The 18,070-nt window shown below is 66.8% G+C and carries 22 protein-coding genes; all 22 read left to right on the top strand.

Features of this window, described 5'->3' with window-relative positions; genetic code table 11:
- Positions 1–101 precede the first annotated feature (101 nt).
- The 22 genes from GN330_RS21735 (at position 102) to GN330_RS21845 (ending at position 17,929) form a co-directional block, all read left to right on the top strand.
- Positions 102–674: a head-tail connector protein gene (locus tag GN330_RS21735; RefSeq protein WP_156715531.1), complete on the top strand. Its 573-nt coding sequence runs from the start codon at positions 102–104 to the stop codon at positions 672–674.
- On the top strand, positions 671–1,006 hold the full coding sequence (locus GN330_RS21740) for a phage head closure protein (RefSeq protein WP_343041043.1): 336 nt from the start codon (positions 671–673) through the stop codon (positions 1,004–1,006). The genes GN330_RS21735 and GN330_RS21740 overlap by 4 nt, the downstream gene beginning before the upstream one ends.
- Complete coding sequence (locus GN330_RS21745) at positions 1,003–1,197, top strand: hypothetical protein (protein ID WP_156715536.1); 195 nt, start codon at positions 1,003–1,005, stop codon at positions 1,195–1,197. Before GN330_RS21740 ends, GN330_RS21745 begins: the two co-directional genes overlap by 4 nt.
- Positions 1,178–1,588, top strand: a complete 411-nt coding sequence (locus GN330_RS21750) for a DUF3168 domain-containing protein (RefSeq protein WP_156715538.1) — start codon at positions 1,178–1,180, stop codon at positions 1,586–1,588. The genes GN330_RS21745 and GN330_RS21750 overlap by 20 nt, the downstream gene beginning before the upstream one ends.
- A gap of 49 nt (positions 1,589–1,637) precedes the next feature.
- A complete protein-coding gene (locus GN330_RS21755; protein WP_156715540.1) occupies positions 1,638–2,051 on the top strand; it encodes a phage major tail protein, TP901-1 family in 414 nt (137 codons plus the stop codon).
- Positions 2,048–2,410, top strand: coding sequence for a gene transfer agent family protein (locus GN330_RS21760; RefSeq protein WP_156715542.1), 363 nt, complete (start codon positions 2,048–2,050; stop codon positions 2,408–2,410). The genes GN330_RS21755 and GN330_RS21760 overlap by 4 nt, the downstream gene beginning before the upstream one ends.
- A 23-nt stretch (positions 2,411–2,433) precedes the next feature.
- Entirely contained in the window at positions 2,434–2,634 is a 201-nt protein-coding gene (locus GN330_RS21765) for a rcc01693 family protein (RefSeq protein WP_156715544.1), read from the top strand.
- On the top strand, positions 2,627–3,202 hold the full coding sequence (locus tag GN330_RS21770) for a phage tail tape measure protein (protein ID WP_156715546.1): 576 nt from the start codon (positions 2,627–2,629) through the stop codon (positions 3,200–3,202). The genes GN330_RS21765 and GN330_RS21770 overlap by 8 nt, the downstream gene beginning before the upstream one ends.
- Positions 3,203–3,239: 37 nt before the next feature.
- Positions 3,240–3,890 carry a DUF2460 domain-containing protein gene (locus GN330_RS21775; RefSeq protein ID WP_156715548.1) on the top strand — a complete coding sequence of 217 codons (651 nt, stop codon included), beginning with the start codon at positions 3,240–3,242 and terminating at the stop codon, positions 3,888–3,890.
- On the top strand, positions 3,887–4,777 hold the full coding sequence (locus GN330_RS21780; protein WP_343041044.1) for a DUF2163 domain-containing protein: 891 nt from the start codon (positions 3,887–3,889) through the stop codon (positions 4,775–4,777). Before GN330_RS21775 ends, GN330_RS21780 begins: the two co-directional genes overlap by 4 nt.
- A complete protein-coding gene (locus GN330_RS21785; protein WP_156715550.1) occupies positions 4,774–5,229 on the top strand; it encodes an NlpC/P60 family protein in 456 nt (151 codons plus the stop codon). The genes GN330_RS21780 and GN330_RS21785 overlap by 4 nt, the downstream gene beginning before the upstream one ends.
- Positions 5,230–5,238: 9 nt before the next feature.
- A complete protein-coding gene (locus GN330_RS21795; protein WP_246188807.1) occupies positions 5,239–9,144 on the top strand; it encodes a baseplate multidomain protein megatron in 3,906 nt (1,301 codons plus the stop codon).
- Between the two features lie 61 nt (positions 9,145–9,205).
- Entirely contained in the window at positions 9,206–9,412 is a 207-nt protein-coding gene (locus GN330_RS21800; RefSeq protein ID WP_156715555.1) for a hypothetical protein, read from the top strand.
- 135 nt (positions 9,413–9,547) lie between these two features.
- Positions 9,548–9,844, top strand: coding sequence for a hypothetical protein (locus GN330_RS21805; protein WP_156715557.1), 297 nt, complete (start codon positions 9,548–9,550; stop codon positions 9,842–9,844).
- A 78-nt stretch (positions 9,845–9,922) separates the two neighbouring features.
- Positions 9,923–10,588 carry a response regulator transcription factor gene (locus GN330_RS21810; RefSeq protein ID WP_156715559.1) on the top strand — a complete coding sequence of 222 codons (666 nt, stop codon included), beginning with the start codon at positions 9,923–9,925 and terminating at the stop codon, positions 10,586–10,588.
- Between the two features lie 49 nt (positions 10,589–10,637).
- Complete coding sequence (locus tag GN330_RS21815; RefSeq protein WP_156715561.1) at positions 10,638–12,005, top strand: ATP-binding protein; 1,368 nt, start codon at positions 10,638–10,640, stop codon at positions 12,003–12,005.
- 114 nt (positions 12,006–12,119) lie between these two features.
- On the top strand, positions 12,120–12,527 hold the full coding sequence (locus GN330_RS21820) for an RT0821/Lpp0805 family surface protein (RefSeq protein ID WP_156715563.1): 408 nt from the start codon (positions 12,120–12,122) through the stop codon (positions 12,525–12,527).
- Positions 12,528–12,613: 86 nt separating this feature from the next.
- On the top strand, positions 12,614–13,747 hold the full coding sequence (gene ccmI, locus GN330_RS21825) for a c-type cytochrome biogenesis protein CcmI (protein ID WP_156715674.1): 1,134 nt from the start codon (positions 12,614–12,616) through the stop codon (positions 13,745–13,747).
- A gap of 2 nt (positions 13,748–13,749) precedes the next feature.
- Positions 13,750–14,190 carry a cytochrome c maturation protein CcmE gene (gene ccmE / locus GN330_RS21830; RefSeq protein ID WP_156715566.1) on the top strand — a complete coding sequence of 147 codons (441 nt, stop codon included), beginning with the start codon at positions 13,750–13,752 and terminating at the stop codon, positions 14,188–14,190.
- A gap of 7 nt (positions 14,191–14,197) precedes the next feature.
- The gene (locus tag GN330_RS21835; RefSeq protein WP_156715568.1) at positions 14,198–16,180 is read left to right on the top strand and encodes a heme lyase CcmF/NrfE family subunit; all 1,983 of its coding nucleotides are present in this window, start codon (positions 14,198–14,200) and stop codon (positions 16,178–16,180) included.
- Positions 16,177–16,656 carry a cytochrome c-type biogenesis protein gene (locus GN330_RS21840; RefSeq protein ID WP_156715570.1) on the top strand — a complete coding sequence of 160 codons (480 nt, stop codon included), beginning with the start codon at positions 16,177–16,179 and terminating at the stop codon, positions 16,654–16,656. The genes GN330_RS21835 and GN330_RS21840 overlap by 4 nt, the downstream gene beginning before the upstream one ends.
- 37 nt (positions 16,657–16,693) lie before the next feature.
- Positions 16,694–17,929 carry a bifunctional alpha/beta hydrolase/OsmC family protein gene (locus GN330_RS21845; RefSeq protein WP_156715573.1) on the top strand — a complete coding sequence of 412 codons (1,236 nt, stop codon included), beginning with the start codon at positions 16,694–16,696 and terminating at the stop codon, positions 17,927–17,929.
- The last annotated feature ends 141 nt before the right edge of the window (positions 17,930–18,070 follow it).

Consider the following 18,070-nt stretch of genomic DNA (forward strand, 5'->3'; position numbering starts at 1 on the left):
GATCCGCTTCGCCATGGCGTCCTGGCGCCATGGCTCACGGCTCCGGCCAGTGCCGGAGCCGCTTCGTTTCAAAAAAAAATCCCAACGACGAAGGATCTTCGATGGCGTTGTATCGCACCGTCGCGCCGCCGGTCGAGCCGCTGACCGTGGCCGAATGCCGGGCGTTTCTGCGCCTCGACCACACGGCCGAGGACGATCTGATCACCGGTCTTATCCGGGCGGCGCGCGAGGAGGTGGAGCGGCATGCCGGTCTTGCGCTGATCGACCAGGACTGGCGGCTGGTGCTCGACGGCTGGCCGCCAGGCGGGGTGGCGCATCTGCGCCGGCACCCGGTGCGCGAAATCCTGTCCGTCACGATCTATGACGAAGAGGGCGCCGCGTCGCTTGCCGACCCCGCCGACTATCAGCTCGACGGGCTGTCGCGGCCGGCGCGGCTTTTCATGCGCGAGCCGGCAAGGCCGGGACTGGCGATGAACGGAATCGAAATCGATTTCCGCGCCGGGTTCGGCGCTTCGGGCGTCGATGTGCCCGATCTGCTGAAGCGGGCGATGACGCTGCTTGTGTCGCACTGGTACGAGTTCCGCGCCGCGTTCGGTGCACGCGACCAGCCGGTGTCGCTGCCCGACGGCTATCAGCGGCTGATGGCGGCCTATCGGCCGAAAGCGCTGCTGTGAGGCGCGCGCGCATCGATCCCGGCGCGCTGCGCACGCGGCTGACGCTGGAGGTTGCCGAGACGGTCGTCGACGCGACGGGAGGTCATGTCGAAAACTGGAACGCGGTGGCGACGCTCTTTGCCCGGCTCGAGCCGGTCGCCGCATCGAGCCGCTTCGGTCCCGACCAGCGCATCGAGCGGGTGACGCACCACATCACCATCCGCCATCGCGACGACGTGGCGAGCGGCATGCGTTTTCGCGCCGGCGCGCGGCTGTTTGCGATCCGCCATCTGCACGATCCTGACGAGAGCGGCCGCTATCTCGTCTGCCAGAGCGAGGAGGAGGGACGATGAAACTTGCCATGCGCCTGACGCTGGACGGTCTGGTGCGGGTTCTCAGGAACCGGGCGCATGCGCGCGCCGATGAACGGGTGAAGCAAGATCACGCCCGGCGGCTTCGGGCTGCGAGCGGAAAAAAGGCCGCAGGCGCGCCCGACCCGCGCATGCCGCAGGCGGGAGGCGCGCATGGCGGCCGCAGCGATTGAACTGCAGGCGGCCGTTCATGCGGCGCTGAGCGCCGACGCCGGCCTGACGGCGCGGTTGGGCGGCGCGCGCATCTACGATCACGCACCGGCCAACGTGCCGTTTCCCTATGTCACCTTCGGTCGCACCAGCGTTTACGACTGGAGCACCGGCACCGAGAACGGCACCGAGCAGCTTTTCAGCCTGCATGTGTGGTCGAAGGCACGCGGCAAGGCCGAAGCGCTTGAGATCATGGAGCTGATCAAGCCGCGCCTGGCCGACCAACCGGTGCCGCTGGCGGAAGGCAGGCTGGTCCTGATGCGGCACGACTTCGCCGAGGTGCGCTACGACGACGACCTCGCCCTTTACCGGGGCGTAATGCGATTTCGCGCGCTGATCGAGGCGGCGGGCTGAGCGCCGGCGGCGCCACCACGAATTCTCACCAAACGAAAGGACCGTGTTCATGGCTGCGCAGAAGGGCAGGGACCTGTTGCTGAAGCTCGACATCGACGGGATGGGCGGATTTCTGACCGTCGCCGGTCTCAGGGCGCGGCGGCTGGCGTTCAACAGCGAGACGGTCGACATCACCGATTCCGACTCGGCCGGACGCTGGCGCGAACTGCTTGCCGGCTCGGGCGTGCAGCGCGCATCGGTGAGCGGATCGGGCATCTTCAAGGACGCGCAGTCGGATGCCGAGATCCGCGCCCGCTTCTTTGCCGGCGCGACCGCCGACTGGCAGATCGTTGTGCCTGACTTCGGCACGGTGGAGGGGCCCTTCCAGATCACCGCGCTGGAATATGCCGGCACTCACGATGCCGAAGTGACGTTCGAACTGGCGCTCGAATCGGCCGGCGCGATCGGCTTTTCGGCAAGCTGATGATCATCAATCCGCAGCGCGGCGAGATCGCCGCCGAGCTCGACGGCAGGCGTTACCGCTTGTGCCTGACGCTGGGCGCGCTGGCCGAACTGGAGGCCGGTTTCGAGGCGGGCGACCTGCAGACGCTCGTCAAGCGGATCGCGAGCGGCCGGCTTTCGGCCCGTGACCTAGCACGCATTGTCGGTGCGGGCCTGCGCGGCGGTGGCGCGTCGCTCACCGACGAGGAGGTGATGGCGATGGCGGTCGACGGCGGCGTGGCCGGCTTTGCCGAGATCGTGGCGCGGCTTCTCACCGCCACCTTCGCGGCGGCGGACGCCGTGCCGGCGGAGCCGCGCGACGGAGCCGCAAATACGACGTGACGACGGGCAAGCGGGCGGCAGCGATGGATTGGTCACGACTGATGGCGATCGGCTTCGGCGTCTTGCGACTGTCGCCGGCCCAATTCTGGGCCATGACGCCGAAGGAGTTCGCCTGCGCGAGCGGGCTTGTCGTGCGCGGTGCCGGCGCGGTGCCGGACCGCGCCGCTCTCGAAGCGTTGATGACACGGTTTCCAGACCAGCGAGTTAGGGACAGACATGGATGATACCGCGCGGATCGACCTGGAATTCGACGCCGAGTCCGTACGCAAGGTCTTCGACGACCTCAAAAGCCTGTCGGACGATTTCGGCGCGCGCCTGACGAACGCGTTCAAACGGGCCGCCTTCAGCGGCCGGGCGCTGGAGGACGTGTTGCGCCGCCTCGCCCTCAGCCTGTCGGAGATGGCGCTCGGCAAGGCGCTGGCGCCGCTGCAGAACCTGATCGGCGCGGGCATGTCCAGCCTGTTCGACATGTTGCTGAAGGCCGTTCCGCACGCCAAAGGCGGGGTTCCGGGCAAACCGACCCGGTTCGCCGCTGGCGGGGTGGTGTCGCAACCGACCTATTTTCCAATGCCGGGCGGACTGGGCCTGATGGGCGAGGCCGGCGCGGAGGCTATCCTGCCGCTTGCGCGCGGCGCCGACGGACGCTTGGGTGTGGCTGCGGGCGGGACGACAGCGCCGGTCAATATCGTCTTCAACGTGACGACGCCGGACGCCGCCTCGTTCCGCAAATCCGAAGCGCAGATCACCGGCATGATCGCGCGCGCCGCCTCGCGCGGCGCACGCTCGCTGTGATCGGACCGGGTCGACAGGCAAAACGGGGGAGGCGGCATTGGCCGAACTTGACGCGTTTCATGAGGTGCTGTTCCCAAGCGCGGTGTCTTTCGGGGCGACCGGCGGGCCGGTGCGGCGCAACGAGATCGTGACGCTGACCTCCGGCCGGGAAAGGCGCAATGCCAGGTTTGCCGAGTCCAGGCGCAGCTACGATGCCGGCACCGGGCTGCGTTCGCTTGATGACGTCTATGCGGTATTGGCCTTTTTCGAGGCGCGGCGCGGATCGCTGCACGGTTTCCGCTTTCGCGATCCGTTCGACCGCAAATCCTGCGCGCCGCACGAAACGCCGTCCGCCCTCGACCAGACGATCGGAACCGGCGACGGCGCGACCGCCGCCTATCAGCTGATCAAGATTTACGGTTCGGGACCGGACGCCTATCAGCGCCCGATCCGCAAGCCGGTCGAGGGCACCGTCAGCGTCGCGGTGGACGGCGCGGGTGGGGTGGCGGGCGTCGACTTCACGGTCGATGCCACCACCGGGCTGGTCGTATTCGAGCCCGCCTCGATCCCCCAGGCCGGCCTGTCGGTCACGGCCGGTTACGAATTCGACGTCCCGGTCCGCTTCGATAGCGAGGCGCTGTCGGTCAACCTTGCCGCTTTCAAGGCCGGCCAGATTCCTGCCATTCCCCTGATCGAGGTTCTGTCGTGAGCGGCTTTTCGCCCGACCTTCTGGCGCATTTGCAACGCGATGTGACGACTGTGTGCCATTGCTGGCGCGTCGTGCGGGCCGACGCGACGGTTCTGGGGTTCACCGACCACGACCGTCCGCTGGTCGTCGACGGCACGCCGTGCGCGCCGGATTCGGGGTTTTCCGCCAGCGAAACGCGCGAAAGCCTCGGACTGTCGGTCGACACGCTCGATATCGAAGGCGCGCTGTTTTCGGCCGATCTCGATGCCGGGGAAATCGCAGCCGGGCGTTTCGACGGGGCGACCGTCGAGACCTTTCTGGTCAACTGGCGCGCGCCCGACCAACACGCATTGCTGCGCAAGGCGGTGATTGGCAGGATCACGCTGGAGGACGGACGTTTTCGCGCCGAGCTGGAAAGCCAGAAGCGCCATCTCGACCAGCCGCGCGGACGCTGGTTCCGCCGCGGCTGCGATGCGGAACTGGGCGACGGGCGTTGCGGCGTCGCCCTCGACCAGCCCGCTTTTGCCGGCGAGGGGACGGTGAGCGCCGTCGTCACCGCCGACATGGTGGCGGTCGACGGCATCGAGACGTTCGAGCCCGCCTGGTTTTCCAATGGTATCCTGACCTGTCTCGACGGGCCGCTGGCGGGGGCGCGCCATCGCATTCTTGCGCATCGGCGCGGCAGCGCGGCCGACGAACTGGTGATCTGGCGTGATACTGCGCCTCTGCCGCCTCCCGGTACGGCGGTGGCGCTGCGCGCCGGCTGCGACAAGCGGTTTTCCACCTGCAAGGCGAAATTCGGCAATCATCTGAATTTCCGCGGCTTTCCGCATCTGCCGGGCAACGATGTCGCCTATGGGTACGCGACGCCGGACGAAACCTTCGACGGGAGCCCATTGGTGCCATGAGCGTGAAGCCGGCATCGAACGGGTCGGTTGGCGCGCGGGTCGTCGCCGAAGCGCTCGATTGGGTGGGAACCCCCTACCGTCATCAGGGATCGAAAAAGGGCGTCGGCTGCGATTGCCTGGGACTGGTGCGTGGCGTCTGGCGCGCGCTCTACGAAGACGAACCCGAGCCGGTCGAAGCATACGCGCCTGACTGGGCGGAAGCGGGCGGACGCGACCGCCTGCTGGACGCGGCGCGCCGCTATTGTCGCGAGCGTCCGCTGGCCGGAGCCGCGGCCGGCGACCTGGTTCTGTTTCGCTGGAAACCGGCGCTGCCGGCCAAACATGCCGGCATCCTACTTGCGCCGGATCGTTTCGTGCACGCCTATCAGGGCCATGCGGTGACCGTCTCCGCGCTCGTGCCGCAATGGCGCCGCCGCATCGCCGGCGTGTTCTCGTTTCCCGAACCCGACTGAGGGCAAGTCTTGGCCACACTCCTGCTACAGGCCGCCGGCGCCTATCTCGGCGGTTTTCTGGGCGCGACCGGCGTCACCATCGGTACCGCCGCCGGCGCGCTCGCCGGCTATGCCCTGGACCGCTATGTGCTGGGCGGGACGCGCACGCGGGAAGGACCGCGGCTGAAAGGTGCGCAGCCGTTCTCGGCTGAGGATGGAACGCCCGTGCCCCGGCTTTACGGCACCGCGCGGCTGGGCGGCACGCTGATTTGGGCGACGCGGTTCGAAGAAACCCGCACCTCCGAGCGCCAGGGCGGCAAGGGCGGTCCGCGCGTCAATACCTACACCTATTTCGCCAACGCGGCGTTCGCCCTGTGCGAGGGTGAGATCGCGACGATCCGCCGGGTGTGGGCCGACGGCCGCGAACTCGACCTGACCGCGGTGACGATGCGTCTTTATCGCGGCAGCGAGGATCAGCCGCCCGATCCGTTGATCGAGGCCAAGCAGGGCGCGGGCAACGCTCCGGCCTATCGCGGGATAGCCTATGTGGTGTTCGAACGCCTACCGCTTGAGGCGTATGGCAACCGCCTGCCGCAGCTCCAGTTCGAAGTCATCCGCCCTGTCGGTCCCCTGTGCGGCCAGGTGCGCGCCGTCGCGCTGATCCCGGGATCGACCCAGTTCGGCTACGCGCCGGGCGAGGTCAGCCAGAGCGTCCAGGTGGGCGAGGCCGGGCTCGTCAACCGGCACGTGCTTTACGCCGCCAGCGATTTCGAAGCCTCGCTCGACGAACTGGTCGCCACCTGTCCGAACCTGACAAACGTCGCCCTGGTGGCGACCTGGTTCGGCAATGATCTGAGGGCCGGACAGTGCCGTATCCGGCCCGGCATCGCCGACCCGTCGGTCGCCGCCGCGTCTGTTCCTTGGGAAGCAGGCGGGCTCGGCCCGACCGAGGCCGACATCGTCTCGCAGGACGCGGGCCGCGCCGCCTATGGCGGCACGCCGTCGGATCTGTCGGTGATCCAGGCGATCGGCGCCTTGAAGGCTCGCGGCCTGAAGGTCACGCTCTACCCCTTCATCATGATGGACGTGCCGGCCGGCAATACGCTTCCAGACCCTTATGGCGGCTCCGCCCAGGCGCGTTATCCATGGCGTGGCCGCATCACGTGCGATCCGGCGCCGGGCCGGCCTCAAAGCGCCGACAAAACCGCCTCCGCGCGCGGCCAGGCCGATCTGTTCATGGGCGCGGCGACGGCGGCCGACTTTTCGATTGAAGACGGAATGGCCCGGTATGCCGGCGATCCGCAGGACTGGGGCTATCGCCGTTTCGTGCTGCATTACGCGATGCTGGCGCAGGCGGCCGGTGGCGTCGACGCCTTCCTGATCGGCTCCGAACTGCCCGGCCTGACGACGCTGCGCGATCAAACCGACGCTTATCCGGTGGTCGAAGCGCTGTGCGATCTGGCGGCGCAGGTGCGTCTCGTCGTCGGCGCGCCGACCAAGATCAGCTACGGCGCGGACTGGAGGGAATATTTCGGCCACCAGCCGTCAGATGGCAGCGGCGACGTCTATTTCCATCTCGATCCGCTGTGGGCCCATCCGGCCATCGATGCGATCGGCATCGACAATTACCTGCCGCTGGCCGACTGGCGCGACGGCGATCATGCCGGCGCCAGTCCCGATGGCGCCTCGGGTCCTTACGACGCCAAGGCGCTGCGGGCGGCGATCGCCGGGGGCGAGGGGTACGACTGGCATTATGTAAGCGAGGCGGCGCGCTTGATGCGCGAGCGCAGCGCCATCACCGACGGCGCCTACGGCAAGCCGTGGGTGTTCCGCCCCAAGGATATCGTCTCGTGGTGGTCGAACCCGCATCATGATCGCCCGGGCGGGGTGGAGGCGGCGACGCCGACGGCGTTCGTGCCCCGTTCGAAGCCGATCTGGTTCACCGAACTCGGTTGTCCGGCCTGCGACAAGGGGCCGAACCAGCCCAATGTGTTCGTCGATCCCAAATCCGCCGAAAGCGCATTGCCGTATTTTTCCAATGGCGGCCGCTCGGACCTCGCCCAACATCGTTTCCTGCGCACCCATCTCGATCATTGGGACGAGGCGGTCGTCGGCTTCGACGAGACCGACAATCCGGTGTCGGGCGCCTATGGCGGGCGCATGGTCGACCGGGAGCGGATCTATCTGTGGGCCTGGGACGCGCGGCCATTTCCCGTCTTCCCGCTGGCCACGGACATCTGGGGCGACGGCGGCAACTGGCCGCTCGGCCATTGGCTGAACGGGCGCGTGGCCAATCCGACGGTCGCCGACCTGGTCAACGCGGTTCTGGCCGATCACGGCCTGCCGTTGGCCGACACGACCGATGCCGGCGGCACGCTGGTCGGCTATGTGGTCGTCCAGCCGTCCACGGCGCGCGCGGTGCTGGAGGAACTGGCCGAAATCTACGGGTTGGCCGTGATCGAGGCGGCCGGCGTACTTGTCGTGCGCGACGTCGAAACGCTGCCGGGCCAGGCGGTCGAGGTCACAGACCTCGTTGCACGGGATCCCGAGCCGGTGGTCACGCATATGCGCGCGCCGCCCCACGACCAGCCCGGCGAGGTGATGCTCGCCTTTCGCGACCCCATGCGCGACTACCAGGCCGCGACCGCACGTCATGTCCGTCCGGACGCTAGCAATAACCGTCAGGAGACGCTGTCTTTTTCGGGAAACCTGGAAGAGGGCGCGGCCCGAACGATCGCCGTCGACTGGCAGCGCCGGCATTGGCGGGGACGCGAGACGGTAGCCTTTTTCGTGCCGGCGAGCGAGCGGTTGCTCGTGGTCGGCTCGCTGGTCACCTTGCCGCAGGTCGGGCTCACCGGCGAATTCCTGGTGACCGGGATCGAGGAGGGGCTGGTCCGCCACGTCGAGGCGCGGTGTGTTGAACGCGTGCCGAAAACCCCCGATATCCCCGCGCCGAGCGACATTCCTGCCCGCCTGCCGAACGCGGTCGCGGCACCGTTCGCCGTGTTTTTGGACCTGCCGCTGATGGCCGCCGCCGACGAGCCGCACCGGCAATTGCAGATCGCCGCGTGGGCGCGGCCGTGGCGGTCACAACGCGTCTTCGCCTCGCCCGAGGGGACCGGTTTCGACGAGCGCGCCGATCTCGACCGGCCGGCGGTCGTCGGCGTGCTTGTCACCGATCTGGCCAGCGGGCCGGTCGGGCGTATCGACCGGGCAAACAGTCCGCGCGTGCAGTTACGCGGCGGCGAACTTGCGAGCGTGTCCACCATCCAAATGCTGAACGGTGCCAATGCGGTCGCCATCAGGGCGGATAACGGCGTCTGGGAAATCGTCCAGTTCGAGACAGCCGTCGAGACGGCCCCGAATATCTGGCAACTGGGCGGGTTGCTGCGCGGACAGCTCGGCACCGAGGACGCGACGGCCGCCGGCGCCGCGGCTGGCGCGCCGTTCATTGTTTTGGACGCTGCCGTCCGTCCGGCGGGATTGCGCGTCCAGGAGGTCGGGCTGCCGCTTCACTGGCTGATCGGTCCGGCCGGCGCGGATTTCGGCGGCTCGACCTTTGCGGCGGCCCATCTCGGCGGCGGCGTGCGCGCGGCCAAACCGCTGGCGCCGGTTCACCTCGCCGTCAGGCCGCAACCCGGCGGCGATCTGATGATCCGCTGGATACGCCGCGGCCGGATTGCCGCCGACAGTTGGGAGCCGGCCGAAATCCCGCTCGGCGAGGAGGCGGAGGCCTACCGGGTCGAAATCCGTAATCCCGCCGGTGCCCTCGTGCGCGCTGCCGAAACGACCGTGCCGCACTGGACCTATCCGACCGCCGACATCCTCGCCGATTTCGCCACCACGCCGGCCGAGGCCGATATCGTCGTGATGCAGAAGAAGGGTCCCGCCGGCGCCCCTGGCCTGAAGGCGGTCCTGCGGGCCGAAATCGGCTGAGGCCGTCGCTTCTTTGCCACCTGTTCAACCGCCATCCGACCCAAAGAAAGGAGACGTCTCCATGAACGCAACCAAACCCTGGTATATGTCGCGCACCGTTTGGGCATCGCTCATCACGGTGCTGACTGGGACTGCCGGCCTGTTCGGCTTGCCGCTTGGCGAGGTCGACGACGCCGCGTTGACCGAGACCGTGCTGGAAACCGTCACCGCGATTTCGGGAATTTTCGCCCTTTTCGGCCGATTGTCCGCGACGACGAAAATCGGCTAGGCTTGCGGAAATTAGCAACACCGAGGCCAATCCCGGCTGAGCAGGGGAAAAAAACGTGTCCGGACTGGGCGACAAGGCCGCTTCGAGCCGCGCATGTTCATTCCGCGTTCAGCCGCGGCCGGCTAGAAGAACGCCATGAACGGTTTTTTTCCCCATCTCAGGAACGCGGTCCTGGCGCTTGCCGTGGCGATGACCGGTCCCGCGCACGCCACCCTGCTTGCGCAGGCCCCGAGCGTGCCGGCCTATATCCACACGATCGCCGCCGATTGTAACGCGATCGGCCGGTCGGTGGCCTCCAGCGCCGGCGGCCAGCTTCGCAAGGCGGTAGCCGTCGACCAGGGCGGGCGCACGGTGTGTATCATCACCTATACGGTGCCCAGCAAGGACGGCAAGCCGCCGCGCCGCGTGCAGACCACCGTGAACGCGGGATAGAGGCCGACGAACCGCTTTTCCTCCGTGGCCGAAGCGCGTTAGATAGGTCCGGGCACAATCGATGACGTCGAGGATCTGATGCGCATACTCGTTGTCGAGGACGACAAGAACCTCAACCGACAGATTAGCGACGCGCTCGCGGAGGCGGGCTATGTCGTTGATAGCGCCTATGACGGCGAGGAAGGCCATTTCCTCGGCGATACCGAGCCTTATGATGCCGTCATTCTCGATATCGGCCTGCCGGAGATGGATGGCATCAGCGTCATCGAGCAATGGCGCCGCGACGGCAAGAAGATGCCGGTGCTGATGCTGACGGCGCGCGATCGCTGGAGCGACAAGGTCGCCGGCATCGACGCCGGCGCGGACGATTATGTCGCCAAGCCCTTCCATATCGAGGAAGTGCTGGCGCGGGTTCGCGCGCTGATCAGGCGGGCCGCCGGCCACGCCACCACCGAACTGGTCTGCGGAGCCCTCAGGCTCGATACCAAGACCTCGAAGGTGGACCTTGACGGCGCGCCGGTGAAGCTGACGTCGCACGAATTCCGCCTGCTTGCCTATCTGATGCATCATATGGGCGAGGTGGTGTCGCGCACGGAACTGGTCGAGCATCTCTACGACCAGGATTTCGATCGCGATTCCAACACCGTCGAGGTGTTCGTCGGACGGTTGCGCAAGAAGATCGGCAATGACCTGATCGAGACCGTGCGCGGCATGGGCTACCGCATGCACGGGCTTGCCGAATGAGCGGGAACTCGTCCGCGACCTGGACGGTATGGCAGGCCGGGCGCGGCGGATGAGGTTTGGGCCGCGTTCGCTTTCCTTTCGTGTCGTTACCTATTCCAGCTTGTGGGCCATCGCCGCGCTTGTCGTCATCGCGACGCTGATCTCCGCGCTCTACCGCGATGCCGAGGAGCGCGGTTTCCGCGGGCTTCTGACGGCCCATCTCTACAGCGTCGTTACCGCCGTCAGCGTTGCCGAAGATGGTAGCTTGCGGGGCGCCCCGGAACTCTACGACCTCAAATTCACCCAACCCGATTCCGGCTGGTACTGGGCCGTCGAACCGCTGTCGCCCGGGCTTGGCGGCGGCTTCCGTTCCCCTTCGATGACCCGGCCGATCCCCGCCCCGCCCGTTTCGGACGTGCCGTTCGACAGCGAATTCCAACGCCGCTACGAGACGACCGGTCCCGGCGGCGAGCGCATAGACGTTCTGGAAAACGATTTCATCCTCGACGCGCAAAACCGGATCGCCCGCTTTCGTGTGATGGGCAATCGCAGCGAACTCGAACAACAAATCAGCCAGTTCGAGTGGCAGATCTACACCTATCTCGCGGTTTTCGGTGCCGGCATGATCGCCATCAACGCGGTGGCGATCCTGTTCGGCCTTCGCCCGCTCGATCAGGTTCGCAACGCGCTCGCCCAGGTGCGCGAAGGCACCGCCACGAAACTCGACGGGCGCTTCCCCTCCGAAATCGAACCGTTGGCGAACGAGACCAATGCGCTGATCGAAAACAATCGCCGCATCCTGGAGCGTGCTCGCACCCAGGTCGGCAATCTCGCCCATTCGCTGAAGACGCCGGTTGCCGTGCTGCTCAACGAGGGACGCTCGATGGGCGGGCAGAAGGGTGGCCTGATCGTCGAACAGGCCGCCTCCATGCAAGAGCAGGTCGAGCATTACCTCAAGCGCGCGCGCATCGCCGCCCAGCGCGACAGCGTCGTCTTCCGTACGCCGACGCGCGACATCGTGGACCGGCTGGTGCGGGTATTCCGCAAGCTCAATCCGGCGGTGACCCTCGATTGTCGCCTTCCGGCCGACGATATCGTGTTCGCTGGCGAACGCGAGGATCTGGAGGAGATTTTGGGAAATCTCCTGGAAAATGCGGTGAAGTGGGCCAAATCCCACGTCCGGGTTTCGCTGGCGGCGGGCGAGGATGGCCGGGAGAGCTTCGAAGTTTTGATCGAGGATGACGGGCCGGGCATCCCGCCCGACAGGGCGCGCGAGGCGCTCAGACGCGGCAGCCGGCTCGACGAAAGCAAGCCCGGCACCGGGCTCGGGCTTGCGATCGTTGCCGACCTTGTCCGCGAATATGGCGGCACTATCGCGCTCGAGCGCGCGCAACTGGGCGGTCTGCGGGTCGCAATCGTGCTTCGGCAGGCCAGTTGACGACAATGTTGACGCCGCGTGATTGAAGCCGCGCCAAATTTCGGTCAAAACTGGCCGGTACGCGGAATCGATCATCTTCGCCACTATCCGAAAAAAGGAATGCAGGCCGGCCACATGAGACCGAATCTCTTGCTTGCGCTCGCCTGCGCCTTGCTTTCCGGCTGCACGACCACCTCGCTCGGCCGGGTAACGCCGGGGCTGCAGTCGACGGCCTCGATCGAAAAGGCGATGGATGGCGGCCTGATCGGTCGCGAACTCGGCAAGGGTCTGAATACGCGGGAGCGTCGGCTCGCCCTGCAGGCTGAGTACACCGCGCTCGAACATACGCCGGGCGGTAAGCCGGTCACCTGGCAGAACGATGGTGGCACGTGGTCGGGCGAGGTGGTCGCGGCCCAGCCCTATCGGGTCGGCAGCCAGGACTGCCGGCAATATAAGCATGCGGTGACCGGGACGACCGGCACGCGCGAGGCGCGTGGCACCGCCTGCCGCAACGAGGACGGAAGCTGGACGCCGCTGACGTAGCGTCAGGCGCCTAGTGGCCTCAGGAGCCAAATCGCCGCATGCCGCGGCGATTGGCAGAACAGGCCGGCGGGTCTATGTGATTGATGATGGTGTTCTGGCTCATTCTCGCGCTGCTGACGATTGCCGCCTCGCTCGCGGTATTGCTGCCGCTCGCACGCCCGCCGCGTTCCCATGCACCGGCCGCCGCCCACGATCTGGAAGTGTATCGCGACCAACTTGCCGAGATCGGGCGCGACAGGCAGCGCGGCCTGATCGGCGAGAGCGAGGCCGAGGAGGCACGTGCCGAGATCGGCCGCAGGATGATCAAGCTCGAGGCCACCCGCATCGCGGCCGCCCCGCGCACTTCCATGCTCGTACCGATCGTTACGGCTTGCTCGGTACTCGGCGTCCCGCTGCTGAGCTGGGGTGTCTACACCGCGATCGGTTCGCCCGATCTGCCCGCCCAGCCGCTGGCCCAGCGGCTTGAAAAGGACCCGCGCGACAACACGCTGGACGAGCTGGTGGCGCGGGCCGAAAGTCACATTCGCGCCAATCCCCAGGACGGCCGCGGATGGAACGTGTTGGCGCCGATCTATCTGCGCATGAATCGATCCGGCGACGCGGCGGTCGCCTATCGTAACGCGATCAGGCTTCTGGGCAGCGATCCGGCTCGCGAAACAGGTCTGGGCGAGGCTTTGTTCGCGGAAGCCGGCGGCATCGTGACCAAGGAGGCCGCCGACGCGTTCCGCCGCGCCCTGGCGGCCGGCGGAGATATCAATCCCAAGGCGCGGTTTTATCTGGCGACGGCGCAGGCGCAGGACGGCCGCCTGGAAGACGCGATCACCGCGCTGACATCACTGCAAAACGATCTGCCGCAATCTTCGCCCTGGCGCGGCGTGATTGGCGAGGCGCTGGCGCGCGCCCAAGCCGAACTTGGCACTCCCGCTCCCGTTGCCGGTGGCCCGTCCCGGGACGATGTGGAGGCGGCGGCGCAGATGAACGCCGAGGATCGCGCCGCCATGATCGAGACCATGGTCGCGAGCCTGGACCAGCGCCTGCGCGACAATCCCGCCGATGCGGAGGGCTGGCGCCGGCTCGTGCGCTCCTACAGCGTGCTTGGCCGCAAGGACGATGCGAGGCAGGCCCTGGAGCGCGGTCTCAAGGCCTTGGGCCCCGAAAGCGAGGCCGGACAGGAATTGCGCGACTTTGCCGGAACGCTCGGCCTCGGCGCGGTGGAGTAAGCATGACACGCAAGCAAAAGAGATTGTCAATCATCGCCGGCGCGCTGGGGTTTCTCGGTGCGGCGACGGCGCTGACCTTTTACGCGCTCGGGCAAAAGACCTCCTATTTCTACATGCCCGCCGACATCGCGGAGGCGGCGGTGCCGCCCGGCCAGCGCGTGCGCCTCGGTGGTCTGGTCGAGGATGGCTCGGTGATGCGGGGGCAAGGCAGCCGGGTCACCTTCGCCGTCGCGGATGGCGAGAACCGGGTGCCCGTGGTTTATGTTGGCCTGCTGCCGGATTTGTTTCGCGAAGGGCAGGGCGTCGTTACCGAAGGCACGTTCGATGCCGGCGGCACGTTCGTGGCCGACAGCGTTCTGGCCAAGCACGACGAAAATTACATGCCGAAGGAAGTCGCCGACAGCCTGAAGGAACAGGGCGTGTGGCAACACGCCCAGGAGTAGCGCCACGATGACCGAGACCGGACATTTCGCCCTCGTGCTGGCCTTCGCGCTGTCGCTGGTCCAGGTGGCGCTGCCCCTTCTCGGCGCGCGGACCGGCGACGCCCGGCTGATGGCCGTCGGCCGTCCGGTCGCGATCACCTGTTTCGCGATGACGGCGCTGGCTTTCGCGGCCTTGGTCTCGGCTTACATGCTGTCCGATTTTTCCGTCGTCAACGTGTTCGAGAACTCGCACTCGCAAAAGCCGATGCTCTACAAGATCACCGGCACATGGGGCAATCACGAAGGCTCGATGCTGTTGTGGGTGTTGATCCTGACCCTGTTCGGCGCCCTCGTCGCCGCGTTCGGGCGCAATCTGCCCGCGACCTTGCAGGCCACCGTGCTGTCGGTGCAGGGCATGGTCGGCGTGGCGTTTTTTCTGTTCATCCTGATGACCTCGAATCCGTTCGCCAGGCTTAGCCCGGCGCCGATCGAGGGTCGCGATCTCAACCCGATCCTGCAGGATGTCGGGCTCGCCATCCATCCGCCGCTGCTTTATCTGGGTTATGTCGGCTTTTCGATCTGCTTTTCCTTTGCCGTCGCCGCGCTGATCGAGGGCCGTATCGATGCGGCCTGGGCGCGCTGGGTTCGACCCTGGACGCTGGTCGCCTGGATATTTCTGACCGGCGGCATCGCGATGGGCTCCTTCTGGGCCTATTACGAGCTCGGTTGGGGCGGTTTCTGGTTCTGGGACCCGGTCGAGAACGCGTCCTTCATGCCGTGGCTGGCCGGCACCGCGCTGTTGCATTCGGCGATCGTGATGGAAAAGCGCGGGGCGCTCAAGATCTGGACGCTTCTTCTGTCCATCCTCGCCTTTTCGTTGTCGCTGCTCGGCACCTTCCTGGTGCGCTCGGGTGTACTGACCTCCGTGCACGCCTTCGCTAGCGACCCGAGCCGCGGCGTCTTCATCCTTGCCATCCTGGTCTTTTTCATCGGGGGCGCGCTGGCGCTGTTTGCCTGGCGCGCCCAGGCGCTCGCCCCGGGCGGACTGTTCCATCCGATCTCGCGCGAGGGCGCGCTGGTGCTCAACAATCTCTTTTTGAGCACGGCCACCGCCACGGTGCTGGTCGGCACGCTTTACCCGCTCGCCATCGAGGCGGTGACCGGGGACAAGATTTCGGTCGGCGAGCCGTTCTTCAACCTGACCTTCGGCCCGGTCTTCGCCGTGCTGCTGGTTGCGGTGCCGTTCGGCCCGCTCCTGGCGTGGAAGCGCGGCGACGTGCTCGCCGTGGCGCAGCGTCTCTCCGTCGCCTTTGCGCTTGCCGCGCTCGCCGGCATTCTCGCACTGCTGTTTCTCGACAAGAACGCGGCGCTTGCCGCGCTGGGCGTCGGCCTCGCTTTCTGGCTGATCTTCGGTGCGTTAACCGATCTCGCCATGCGGGCGGGTATCGGTAAGGTCGCGCCGAAAGCGGCTCTGCGCCGGCTCATGGGCCTGCCGCGCTCGGCGCATGGCACGGCGCTCGCCCATCTCGGGCTTGGACTGTCAACGCTCGGCGTGATCGCCGTCGTCACGCTGCAGACCGAGACGATCCTGACCATGAAGCCCGGCGAGACCGTCGACGTGGCCGGCTATACGCTGCGTTTCGAGGCGCTGAACCCGCATCGCGGGCCGAACTACACCGAGGACCAGGGCGTGTTTCCGGTTTTCGACGCCGACGGCAGCCAGATCGCCACCATCATATCGTCCAAGCGGCTCTACACGGCGCGCCGGATGCCGACCACGGAAGCCGGCATCGAGACGCTGATCCTGAGCCAGCTTTATGTCTCGCTCGGCGACGAGACCGACGATGGCGGCATCGTGGTGCGCATCTGGTGGAAACCGCTGGTGACTCTGATCTGGCTTGGTGCGCTGGTGATGATGATAGGCGGGACGCTGTCGCTGGCCGACCGGCGCCTGCGCGTCGGTGCGCCGGCGCGGCCCAAGAAGGCCGGGCACGCGGCGGCCACCACATGAGAACGGCCGCGCGCCATCTGGCTGCGGGACTTTTCGTCCTGACGTCGGCCTGGGCGGGGCCTGGCCTGGCCGTCGAGCCGGACGAGGTGCTGGACGATCCGGCGCTGGAGGAGCGCGCGCGTGCGTTGTCGGCGCATCTGCGCTGCCTCGTCTGTCAGAACCAGTCGATTGACGATTCGAACGCCGACCTCGCCAAGGATCTGCGCGTTTTGGTGCGTGAACGTCTGGTTGCCGGCGACACCGACGAGGAAGTGATCGATTTCGTGGTCGCGCGCTATGGCGAGTTCGTCCTGCTCAGGCCGCGCTTCAGCCTGCGCAACGCCGCCTTGTGGGCGACGCCGGTGGTGCTGCTCGCCGTCGGCGGCATCTTCCTCCTCGTCAGCGGCCGCGCCCGGCGAGCCGGGCCGCCGCCGCTGAACGCGGAGGAGCAGGAGCGGTTGAACGAAATTTTACGGGAGCCCGGCGACACGACCTGATACGGTCCGGCGATCCGCCCGAACAACGAGGATTGCCATGAAGGAAACGATCGTGCGCGTGGATTTCGAGGGACATTCCGGCGCCAAGCTGTCGGCGCGCCTCGACACGCCGAATGGGCCGATACGCGCCTATGCGCTGTTTGCCCATTGCTTTACCTGCTCCAAGGACCTCGTCGCAGCGCGCCGGATCGCCTCCGAACTGTCGCGTTCCGGTATCGCGGTGCTGCGCTTCGACTTTACCGGGCTCGGCTCCTCCGAGGGCGAGTTCGCCTCGACCGACTTTTCCTCCAATGTCGCCGACCTTCTGTCGGCCGCCGCCTTCTTGCGCGAAAATTATCAAGCTCCGTCGCTACTGATCGGCCATTCGCTCGGCGGCGCGGCGGTGCTGGCCGTCGCCAAGGACGTGCCCGAGGCCAAGGCCGTCGTCACCATCGGTGCCCCTGCCGATACCGGCCATGTGCTGAAGAATTTCGGCGCCAGCCTGTCGGAGATCGAGACCAAGGGCGAGGCCGAGGTAACGCTGGCCGGACGCAGCTTCCGCATCGGTAAGCAGTTTGTCGACGATGTTCGCTCGACCCGTCTTGCCGACGCCATCGCGGGGATGAAGAAGCCGCTGCTTGTCCTCCACTCGCCCGTCGACGCCGTCGTCGGCATCGAGAACGCGACGACGATCTTCACCAGCGCCAAGCACCCCAAGAGCTTCGTGTCGCTCGACAAGGCCGACCATCTGCTCACCAATCCCGACGACGCCGAGTTCGCCGCCCAGGTGATCGTCGGCTGGGCCGGGCGCTATCTGCGCAGGGACACGCCCCAAGGCACGGAAAACGTCGAGCATGTGCGGGTGACGGAAACCGGCGCCGGCAAATTCCAAAACGCCGTCCAGGCCGGGCGCCACCGCCTGTTCGCCGACGAGCCCGAAAGCGTGGGCGGCCTCGATACCGGCCCGTCGCCCTACGACTTTCTGTCGATGGCGCTTGGCGCCTGCACGTCGATGACGTTGCGCATCTATGCCGACTTCAAGAAGGTCGAACTCGGCCGGGTCAGCGTCGATGTTTCGCACGCCAAGGTGCATGCGCGCGATTGCGAGGAGTGCAGCGACGAGGAGCGGGCGGGCAGCGCTAAGATCGACCGCTTCGAACGTGTCATTACTGTCGAGGGCGCGGTGCCAGAGGCGCTGGCCGACAAGATCGAGGAGATCGCCAATAAATGCCCCGTCCACCGCACGCTGGAGGCGCGCGCCAAGGTCAAGACCATCGTCAAACAGGGCGCCTGACCTTGCGCGGCCGGCATGCCGGCCGCGCGCAATCAACATTACCAAAATTTCATGCGACGGAAATGGTGCCGTAATGTGATGCCAACTACCTCTCGGGTCCAGAAAAGTTCATCGTGAACGTCGATCCGAAAGGAAACAGCA

Origin of the sequence: Nitratireductor arenosus (assembly GCF_009742725.1) — a bacterium.
GTDB lineage: Bacteria > Pseudomonadota > Alphaproteobacteria > Rhizobiales > Rhizobiaceae > Mangrovimarina > Mangrovimarina arenosa.

Coding starts and splice junctions, on each gene's coding strand:
- GN330_RS21805 (WP_156715557.1), top strand. CDS start 9,548: ATGAACGGTTTTTTTCCCCATCTCAGGAACGCGGTCCTGGCGCTTGCC.
- ccmI (WP_156715674.1), top strand. CDS start 12,614: ATGGTGTTCTGGCTCATTCTCGCGCTGCTGACGATTGCCGCCTCGCTC.
- GN330_RS21735 (WP_156715531.1), top strand. CDS start 102: ATGGCGTTGTATCGCACCGTCGCGCCGCCGGTCGAGCCGCTGACCGTG.
- GN330_RS21810 (WP_156715559.1), top strand. CDS start 9,923: ATGCGCATACTCGTTGTCGAGGACGACAAGAACCTCAACCGACAGATT.
- GN330_RS21750 (WP_156715538.1), top strand. CDS start 1,178: ATGGCGGCCGCAGCGATTGAACTGCAGGCGGCCGTTCATGCGGCGCTG.
- ccmE (WP_156715566.1), top strand. CDS start 13,750: ATGACACGCAAGCAAAAGAGATTGTCAATCATCGCCGGCGCGCTGGGG.
- GN330_RS21755 (WP_156715540.1), top strand. CDS start 1,638: ATGGCTGCGCAGAAGGGCAGGGACCTGTTGCTGAAGCTCGACATCGAC.
- GN330_RS21765 (WP_156715544.1), top strand. CDS start 2,434: ATGGATTGGTCACGACTGATGGCGATCGGCTTCGGCGTCTTGCGACTG.
- GN330_RS21785 (WP_156715550.1), top strand. CDS start 4,774: ATGAGCGTGAAGCCGGCATCGAACGGGTCGGTTGGCGCGCGGGTCGTC.
- GN330_RS21745 (WP_156715536.1), top strand. CDS start 1,003: ATGAAACTTGCCATGCGCCTGACGCTGGACGGTCTGGTGCGGGTTCTC.
- GN330_RS21845 (WP_156715573.1), top strand. CDS start 16,694: ATGAAGGAAACGATCGTGCGCGTGGATTTCGAGGGACATTCCGGCGCC.
- GN330_RS21820 (WP_156715563.1), top strand. CDS start 12,120: ATGAGACCGAATCTCTTGCTTGCGCTCGCCTGCGCCTTGCTTTCCGGC.
- GN330_RS21840 (WP_156715570.1), top strand. CDS start 16,177: ATGAGAACGGCCGCGCGCCATCTGGCTGCGGGACTTTTCGTCCTGACG.
- GN330_RS21800 (WP_156715555.1), top strand. CDS start 9,206: ATGAACGCAACCAAACCCTGGTATATGTCGCGCACCGTTTGGGCATCG.
- GN330_RS21770 (WP_156715546.1), top strand. CDS start 2,627: ATGGATGATACCGCGCGGATCGACCTGGAATTCGACGCCGAGTCCGTA.
- GN330_RS21835 (WP_156715568.1), top strand. CDS start 14,198: ATGACCGAGACCGGACATTTCGCCCTCGTGCTGGCCTTCGCGCTGTCG.
- GN330_RS21815 (WP_156715561.1), top strand. CDS start 10,638: ATGAGGTTTGGGCCGCGTTCGCTTTCCTTTCGTGTCGTTACCTATTCC.